Origin of the sequence: Niameybacter sp., from assembly GCF_036655075.1 — a bacterium.
Classification (GTDB): Bacteria; Bacillota; Clostridia; order Lachnospirales; family Cellulosilyticaceae; genus Holtiella.
This window is the reverse complement of record NZ_JAVVQU010000074.1, coordinates 1-7,024: the sequence shown is the minus strand read 5'-3', so window position 1 is coordinate 7,024 and position 7,024 is coordinate 1. Positions and strand designations below refer to the sequence as shown.

The following is a 7,024-nucleotide window of genomic DNA, read 5'->3' as shown; positions in this document are numbered from 1 at the left end:
TCATCTGACAATTTGTACTGTTAAGTAGTACTGACTTTGTCACCGAAGTGACTTTCCCCTAAAGGGGTTAACTCATCTAAAATTTAACTTTGAAACAAGTTCTTGTTAAATTAAGATTCGTTCTATGAATCGACTGGTTTAATGGTTACTATTTTATTTTCAAAGTTCATTTATTCTTATTTACCAAGCCTTGAAGGCCTGTGTCTTAGTGGCGTGTGCCCTGCTGACTCGTACTATTATGCATCATGTACTGACATAAGTCAACACTATTTTAAAACTTTTTTTCTTATATTAAAGCTTGCTCACTTATTATTATAGTATCTCCAGATTTCCACCTATTATACATCCACTTATATAGACTTTATATACTTCACTAATCAAGGGATGATGATATATAACATTACTAAAAGCTGAAACAGAAAAGACCCGTAAAGCCACTTCTAATAAGTATTTCAAATTTGATTAGGAGGATGGCGTTAAGACATTCAATTAAAGTCTTGCTCTTTTATAAACGCTCTAATCAGTTCCTTTGCTAATACTGACATAAAAAAGGGGCTGTTGCACTAATAAATTAGTGTAGCAGCCTTTTTCAGTGTAAAATATGTCTATGCAACTAAATGATTAATCGGGCACTCACATGTAGTATTTTTTTGATACTTTCTTATCTTCTACGTTTTTCATTTAAGTTAATTCTAAAAGTTCTTTGGAATCTGTTATATATGGGGGCCAATGTTCGCCTAACATAAAGAGTCATGTTGACGCATGGTTCTTTTGTTTTATTTGCTTATATTATACCCTATTAGATATGAAATCTACGGTAACTGTTGGAGCATAGAAGTATTCTTTAAATCAATCAAGTCATTTATGAAGCTAGGTACTGAATTTCAAGGACGTAGCTGTATCATAAGTAACAATGAAAGTATTAATAAGCCTATTAAAATAGATAATAATTTTCGCATATTTTCCCTGCTTTTGTTCTAGTTATACTCGGTACGTTTTAAGATTTCTTCTTGAATAGTTCTATCTAATAGCACAAAATTATCAGAAAATCCACCTACTCTTACAATAATATCTCTATGTTTATCTGGTTCTTCTAAGGCTTTTTGAAGGCTTTCTTTATCTACTACATTAATTTGTAATTGATTGCCTCCTCCGGCAAAATAGGTTTGTAATAAATGCTTTACCTTATCCCTACCTTCTCTAGTCTGAAATACCTTTGGATCTAATCTCAGGTTAACAATGCATGTGCCTATGCAACCATCTTGTGGAATGGCCATTGCTGCACCTAACATGGAGGTAGGTCCTTCTTTATCAGTCCCTTGCATAGGTCCTGCACTATCTGCTAAAGGTTCACTACTTCTTCTCCCATCAGGTGTTGCCCCTATTTTTTTTCCATTACTTATCCAATCTGTCCATCCAATCATGGCTGGCATAAATTGTCCATTCCCTCTATAGCCTACAAGCTTTTCCATTTCATCAAATACAAAGCCCATCACGTCATGTGCTAGACTATTCAGCGCTGCATTGTAATTCCCAAACTTACAGACTTCATTACACTGGTTGTAGATTGCTTCTTGATCTTGATAGCTGTTTATAAAACTTTCTAAAAGAGCTTCTTTAGAGACCTCTTTAAATGCTCCATCGTAAAATTGCTTCAGGGTATACAGTGCATTAATCGTATTGGTACTTCCATAGATATTAGTGGAATCAAAGTTGTACTGCGCCCCTCCATTCAATACGCTTTTCCCCCTTTCAAGACAATCCCCTGTTAAGAGACTTACTACTGGTGTTGCCTTGTGAAGTCCTTCTGCATGCTGTCTTATATTAATCTGTTCACCTAAATCCTTAATCGTTAAGTGGAGATCGCGTTTGAACTGACTATAAAAGGCTTCAAAGCTTTCACAGTTTATAAACTTAGTATGTAAGGTATCTTCTAAAATATCTAACATATTATAGGATACCCAAGTTGAGTCACACATGGTCTTGCCTTGAATCATAACCTCCGAACATCCACCAAATACATAATCAATAGCATCTTCAAAAGGTACTTCATATTGACCCATTAATCCCTTTAAGAAAAGCTCTTCATTGGCAATAGCAGGTTGTCCGTATCCCTTACCTATATTCTCAAGACACGCCTCCCATATCTCCTGTGGCATATCCTTTCTTACCCTTAAAGTTACATTAGGTGTGCGTAATCCTCGAATTGCTTCAATAGCTACTTGAGTTAATGTATTATAACTTCCATGACCTTCTAAGTCCGTTCCCCCTATGGTCACATGCACTGCACTAGGATGCCCAAGTCTTTTCTCCATATCCTCAAAAAGTTCTCTAAATAGACTATAGGCTTTCTCTTGTGAGACTTTGCCTTCCTCTAAATCCTTTTTATAATAAGGATAAAGCAAAGTATCTATTCTTCCAGTCTCAAAACAGTTACTTAGATAAAGGCCTGCTTGTAGCATCACAAATGCTTCATAAAATTGAGTAGGTGGCTCAAGTGGTACGCACTCAAGCGCTTTATTTAACTGTTCTAAGTTTTTATCTTTAGGATTTTTAATTTGTATCTCTTTTAAGCTTATCTTATAGCGTTCTACATAGGCTATTACGCCTTCTACTGTATCTTGCATGCCTAATAAAAATTGTCTTTTTTCTTCGCTTATATCTTTTGTGAGTCCTTCTACTATTTCGTTTTTATAGCCATTTAAGCCCTTTTGAAATAACTTATTAAAATCTATTGTATGATGCCAGCCTCCATGTTCATATCTGGTATGTGTTGGAATAGCATACATACGGCGTGCATTTTCTAAAACATTGTTTACAATGTGCTGCTCTTGCTCATTACGTGCTTCTTCAAACAGACGTTTGAACTTATTCCCATCTACCCAGCATACGCCATTCCAATCTACCGTACACCCATAGTCATAAAGATCATCATGTTTTCTTCCTACCGTTATATCATCTCTGTACGTTGCAAATAATCTTTGTCCTGTGGTATAAGTCGGTACATCTATATTTTGCAAATGAAACTGTACGACTCTTCCCGCTCTTCTTTCTACTGTTTCATTTAAACTCTGATAAAATAATGCTGCTGATTGCATGCCATGTGCTTCTAAAAATCTAGCAGTCGGTGAAAGCTTATATCTTTTATCCATTTGACTAGGCTCCTATCCGTGTAATAGATGTACACATTGTTTGAATATCTTCTTGAGAAAGTGTAATTTGAGCTGCACATGCTGTATCTTTAATATGTTCTGGCTTTCTTGCCCCACATAAAACATAGGTCATATTTTTTTGTGCCATGGTCCATGCAATGACTAATTGAGCAAGTGTACAATTGTATTTTTTAGTGAGCCCTTCCCAGCTTTGTAACATTTCTAATACTTTCACTCTTTTTTCTAAAGCATACCAAGGAATATCTGCACGTGCCTCTTTGGGACTCACTACATAGTCCATACCTATTTTACCAGTCAGTAACCCTTGTTCTAATGAAGAATAGGTCATCATTGACAGTTTATTTTTCTCACAACATCCCCCTAATGTCTGTTCTACTTTTCGGTCTAACATACTGTATTTTTCTTGAATAACATCTAGTTCTCCATACTTTAAGTATTCTTCAATATGTTCTTGTGTCACATTGGATGCGCCAATAGCACGAATCAGTCCTTGTTTTTTTAAGTCCATAAGACAGGCCATAGTCTTACGAATCTCTGTCATATAAGGTGCCACTGACTGCCAATGTGTAAAGTAGATATCAATATAATCTGTATCTAATCTTCTAAGACTTAGCTCAAGCTCTCTTTTAATGGTATCTGGCTCTAAGCAACGTTTGACTTCATGCCCACTTTGTTCAAAGAATTTAGACCCTCTCTCATCGTGCCACCATAAGCCACATTTAGTAGAAAGAATCACCTGGTCTCTCTTGCCTTTTAGGGCTTTACCTACAACTTCCTCACTTTTTCCAAATTCATAAGCTGGTGCTGTATCAATTAAAGTAATGCCTGATCGAATGGCCTCATGAATGGTTTGAATAGAAGTTTCTTCATCTGAATCTCCCCACCATTCACCACCTCCTATTGCCCAGGTCCCAAGTCCTAATGCTGATACCTCTATTGTTGAATGCCCAAGTTTTCTATTAATCATTTTTCGCCACCTCTTCTATTTTTTGTTGAATATACTTGTTCCAATTTGCGACTTCTTCTTCAGATGGTACCCTAAACCCTTGACTCATCCCTTTTATACCATATCTTTTCTTCTTTGATTCGCCTAGTTGATGATAGGGCATAAGCTGTATCCCTATCACATTTTTAAGTGAAGCATACAATTGTACTAATTGGTCAAAATGATCTTGACGATCATTAATTCCTGGAATAATAGGGCATCTGATTAAAATGGATGGATGCAAAGTGTTTAACTTATGTAGATTAAAATAAATTAAGTCATTGGATTGTCCTATATATTTTTTATGATTTTCTGAATCCGTTTCTTTGATATCAAACAGAAAGTGATCTACATAAGGTGTCACTTGTTTAAGGGTATCTGTCTGGACTGCACCACTTGTTTCTACACAAGTATGAATGCCCTCTTCTTTAGCTCTTTTTAATAGTTCTAGTGCAAATGCGCCTCTCCATAAAGGTTCCCCTCCAGATAAAGTCATGCCGCCTCCAGATGTCTCATAAAACGGTCTATCTGCTAAAACAAGGCCTATAATCTCATCTACACACATCTCTTGCCCACACACTTTAATTGCCTTCTGAGGGCATCTATGCAAGCAGGCATGACAGCTTATACAAGCCTTCAAATCCAAGACATGCTCAGTCTCTTCCGTATTCTGTATCATCTGATGGCAACCTTTTTGACATACTGCACTGCATGCACCACAATAGGTACACTTTATAGGGTCTATCTCAAGGGTTTTATGAAGACTTAGCCCTTCTAGATTATGGCACCACGCGCATCGTAAGGGACACCCTTTCAAAAACACAGTCGTACGAATACCTGGTCCATCATCTGTACAGAATCGTTGAATATTGAAAACCAAGCCCCTTTTATAATCTATTTCCGACATTTCATTTCCCCTTCTACGCTTATTTTTAAAGCTATTTGTAGTATACTTTTATTGATTTTTCCTGTAAATATCATTATAGTGTATACTATATAAGAATATTGAACTTACATAGGAGTTGGAAAATGGGCTTTTCAAATATTATTTTAGATTCTAAGATTACCACCTTACCTTTTTATGTTACACGTTGTGCTACCTCATTTGTAGGTAGTATTGTTGAAAGAGAAACCGGCTTTGATGAATATCAGATTATGCAATGTATAGATGGAAAAGGTTTTTTCCAATGTGAGGGCATATATTATGACATTGAACCTCTGGATATTGTTATTTTTAACCCCCATGTGCCTCATCAATATGGTCCTCATCCTAATAGTCAAGAACCTTGGCTACTTAACTGGATTTGTTTTTTAAGCAATCAAGCGCTTTTATTAGAAACGCATCTGACCCCTTCAGGCTATCGTGTGCTCCAATCTATTAACTCTACGCATTTAGTCCCAATTTTTGAGCAAGCTGTGACCACATTAGCTCAAGACTCTACGTATAACCAGTTGCAAGGTTCCCATATTCTCTATACATTAATTTTAGAGATTACGGCATTAAAGTGGGCGATTAATCCATCCCTTACCCCTACGCATTTCCTAAATCCTATTATTCACTATATGCAAACCCACTTAGAAGAAGATTTATCTATAGATTTTTTAAGTGGTCTCATCAATGTTTCACCTTCTTATCTTTGTCGTCAATTTAAGAAATTTTATCAAACTTCTCCTATTAAATACTTCATTAAGTTGCGTATGTTTAAGGCACAAGAACTTATACGCGCTTACCCTTATATGGCAATAAAAGATATAGGGATTGCCTGTGGCTATAAAGATCCCTCTTATTTCTGTGCTGAATTCAAACGGTCCTTTCGTATTACACCCACCCAGTACAAGGAAGAATTCTTATCCAAACCTTACTAGTTAAATTTAAGAAGCAAAAAAGGAACACTTACAATAACGTAAGTGTTCCTTTTTATTCTTATGCTTCAATCACTTCTAAAATCTTTTTAGCAATTAATGTATGCCCTATTGCATTGGGATGAATACGATCCCATCCAAAATACATAGGATGAACGTGTTCTAACACACTGTCAAAAGTAGCTTGTAAATCTATAAAGAATAGCCCATATTCATCTGCTAATTGCTTACAGATTGCACCATAGGCATCCATTTCTTGTCTCATTGCATCTTGCTTGTTAGACTCTATGAAATAAGGTGCCATGAGAATAATATTTTTTGTAACAGGTAAGGTGTTTTCTATTACATGACGCATACTTTTTTCATAAACCTCTCTATTACCATGACTTTGTGTAATATTCCATGAATCAAATATACGCCATACATCATTAATACCCATTAAAATACTCACCCATTCTGGCTTATATGCTAACACATCTTCTTCCCATCTTGGTAAGAGATCACTTGACTGTTCTCCAGAATTGCCTTTATTAATTACTCTAATACCATATTGAGGGTAAAATGCACCAAGGTGACTTCTAACTAAATTAACATAGCCATCTCCCCAACCATTCCCAATACTAATATCTTCTCCATCTGGTCTCTTTCTCCCACAATCTGTTACTGAATCTCCAACCATAATAAATGTACTATCTTTTGTTATTAACATATTATATTTATTCCTCCCATATCTAAATGTATCGTTTCATATGTAAATTATATCATTCAATTTTGCAAAAAACAAAATTTATTTAACAATCTTTTTTATTTACTTCTCTATTCATTTAAAAACTTTCTAATGTCACTATTTAAATAGGATTTGAATTATTTAATAGGTAAAGAAATATTTTAAAATGAGAATCTCCTCAAAATATAAAAAGACATAAACTTAAAAGTTTATGTCTTTTAGAATTGCGGAGTCAGGACTTGAACCTGAGACCTTCGGGTTATGAGCCCGACGAGC

5 protein-coding genes are annotated in these 7,024 nt (G+C 35.5%); 1 reads left to right on the top strand and 4 read right to left on the bottom strand.

All coding sequences use genetic code 11. From position 1 onward, the window contains the following. Positions 1–977 precede the first annotated feature (977 nt). Genes RRY75_RS13440 through RRY75_RS13430 form a run of 3 tightly spaced genes read right to left on the bottom strand, consistent with a single transcriptional unit; the run spans position 978 to position 5,065 of the window. Positions 978–3,152, bottom strand: a complete 2,175-nt coding sequence (locus RRY75_RS13440; protein WP_332494392.1) for a pyruvate formate lyase family protein — start codon at positions 3,150–3,152, stop codon at positions 978–980. 4 nt (positions 3,153–3,156) lie between these two features. Then, entirely contained in the window at positions 3,157–4,140 is a 984-nt protein-coding gene (locus RRY75_RS13435) for an aldo/keto reductase (protein WP_332494393.1), read from the bottom strand. Further along, the gene (locus RRY75_RS13430) at positions 4,133–5,065 is read right to left on the bottom strand and encodes a glycyl-radical enzyme activating protein (protein ID WP_332494394.1); all 933 of its coding nucleotides are present in this window, start codon (positions 5,063–5,065) and stop codon (positions 4,133–4,135) included. Before RRY75_RS13430 ends, RRY75_RS13435 begins: the two co-directional genes overlap by 8 nt. Positions 5,066–5,187: 122 nt before the next feature. Here RRY75_RS13430 and RRY75_RS13425 point away from each other — a divergent pair, with 122 nt between their 5' ends. Then, a complete protein-coding gene (locus RRY75_RS13425; RefSeq protein WP_332494395.1) occupies positions 5,188–6,024 on the top strand; it encodes a helix-turn-helix transcriptional regulator in 837 nt (278 codons plus the stop codon). A 58-nt stretch (positions 6,025–6,082) separates the two neighbouring features. On the opposite strand, the gene RRY75_RS13420 is transcribed toward RRY75_RS13425, so the two are convergent. Beyond that, positions 6,083–6,730, bottom strand: coding sequence for an SGNH/GDSL hydrolase family protein (locus tag RRY75_RS13420; protein ID WP_332494396.1), 648 nt, complete (start codon positions 6,728–6,730; stop codon positions 6,083–6,085). Positions 6,731–7,024 lie beyond the last annotated feature (294 nt).

Excerpts from the sequence above, each read along its gene's own strand:
- RRY75_RS13440 (WP_332494392.1), bottom strand. The coding sequence starts at position 3,152 with ATGGATAAAAGATATAAGCTTTCACCGACTGCTAGATTTTTAGAAGCA.
- RRY75_RS13435 (WP_332494393.1), bottom strand. The coding sequence starts at position 4,140 with ATGATTAATAGAAAACTTGGGCATTCAACAATAGAGGTATCAGCATTA.
- RRY75_RS13430 (WP_332494394.1), bottom strand. The coding sequence starts at position 5,065 with ATGTCGGAAATAGATTATAAAAGGGGCTTGGTTTTCAATATTCAACGA.
- RRY75_RS13425 (WP_332494395.1), top strand. The coding sequence starts at position 5,188 with ATGGGCTTTTCAAATATTATTTTAGATTCTAAGATTACCACCTTACCT.
- RRY75_RS13420 (WP_332494396.1), bottom strand. The coding sequence starts at position 6,730 with ATGTTAATAACAAAAGATAGTACATTTATTATGGTTGGAGATTCAGTA.